General features: G+C 52.5%; 1 protein-coding gene. It reads right to left on the reverse strand.

What is annotated here, in order from left to right:
* Window positions 1-185: 185 nt before the first annotated feature.
* Window positions 186-1,220 carry a carboxymuconolactone decarboxylase family protein gene (locus tag H6A34_RS14375; RefSeq protein WP_239480903.1) on the reverse strand — a complete coding sequence of 345 codons (1,035 nt, stop codon included), beginning with the start codon at window positions 1,218-1,220 and terminating at the stop codon, window positions 186-188.
* Window positions 1,221-1,525: the final 305 nt, after the last annotated feature.

Consider the following 1,525-nt stretch of genomic DNA (forward strand, 5'->3'; position numbering starts at 1 on the left):
GAGCTTTTTCTTAAGAAGTTAGAGAAGTTAAAGGAGTTAACGCTCACTGCGTTCGCTAAGTAGTTAAAGCCATTACCCTTGCTAATTGTTGGTTTAGTATTCCTTAATTGGCACAAACCAAACAAAGGTAATGGCTTTAACTACTTAGCGAACGCAGTGAGCGTTAACTCCTTTAACTTCTCTAACTACTTCAGTTTATTATACTCCTCGTCCGTAACCGGCTCGAGCCATTCGTTCGAGGCGCCCTCTTCAGCTACGGTGAACGCTATGTGCTGGAACCAGCTGTCCTTCGTAGCGCCGTGCCAGTGCTTCATACCTTCGGGTATTTCAACCACGTCGCCGGGCTTCAGCAGTCGTGCGGGCTTGCCCCATTCCTGGTACCATCCGGTGCCGCCGACGCAAATCAGCACCTGTATGCCCTTGTGGTGAATGTGCCAGTTGTTGCGGCAGCCGGGCTTGAAGGTCACGTTTGACACGGGCACCTTACCCGAGCTGAGGGGCGCCAGGAAGCTCTCGCCGATGAAGTATTTTGCGAATGCCGTGTTCGGCTGGCCCTTCGGGAACATCGGGTCCTTAACAGGCTCGCCGCCGTTAAATTCCTCTCCGAATACTTCGGCTATCGCTTTTTGTGCCCTCCAGGCCTCACGCTCGCCCACCTTGGCGGCAAGCACGGCGGGGATAGAGTGCAGTTCGGCGTCAGTAACGCCCATGTTGCGCGCGCCGTTTATGTGCGACTTGAGCTGCGCTTCACATCCTTCAAGTCCCGAAAGGGCGCTCACGGTAACCAGCTCGCGCTGTGCGTGGGTCAGGTTGTTGCGGGCGAAGATGTCACCGAAGAGGTGAGCCTTCAGGTAATAGTCCGTAGCGGGAGCGAAAGTATAGTTATATGCGCGGCCCGTGAGTTTAGACTGCACCTCAGTGCCCTGCTTCAGGGCGTCGTATCCTTCGGGCAGCGGGTCGGCTTCCTTGCCCTCCGGGTCGTTTATTCCGCGCTGCTTGCGCTCGTCGAGCACGCCTTGCAGGGCGCCTAAGCCGTTGAGGCTGCGCGGGAAACCCGTGTAGGCGTAAAGATGTGAGAGGGCTTCCTTCACCTGGCTTACGGTAAGTCCGGCGTCAAGACCCTCGTTGATGGCCGTCTTCAGGCCGTCGATGTCGCCCTTGGCCTCAAGACATGCGATGGCAACAATGCTCTGCTGCCTTTCGTTAAGTACGTTTTCCATATTCTTTTGTGCTTTAATCGGACTGCATGCGAGCACTGCCAGCGCCGCAGCAATCAAAGTTCTACATATTTTTCTCATGTTTACAGGTATTGTTTCACGTTGCAAAATTAGTAACGATTCAGGTAAAGAGCTATACCGTTTTTACAGATTGATGTATCAATTTTACTTTTTTCGCATGACGGCTTAACACCTTCCTCAGTACGGCAACATTCCGCCTGCGTAACATCCTGTCTTGTCCTGGCAAAAGTTGACACATTTATGAACAATAAAAAATGTGTAAAACAATGCGAAAGAGTCCAACAAAG

This window comes from Marseilla massiliensis (assembly GCF_016899855.1).
Classification (GTDB): domain Bacteria; phylum Bacteroidota; class Bacteroidia; order Bacteroidales; family Bacteroidaceae; genus Prevotella.

What these genes read in the sequence shown, in the direction of transcription:
- H6A34_RS14375 (WP_239480903.1), bottom strand. Translation starts at nt 1,220, where the DNA reads ATGGAAAACGTACTTAACGAAAGGCAGCAGAGCATTGTTGCCATCGCA.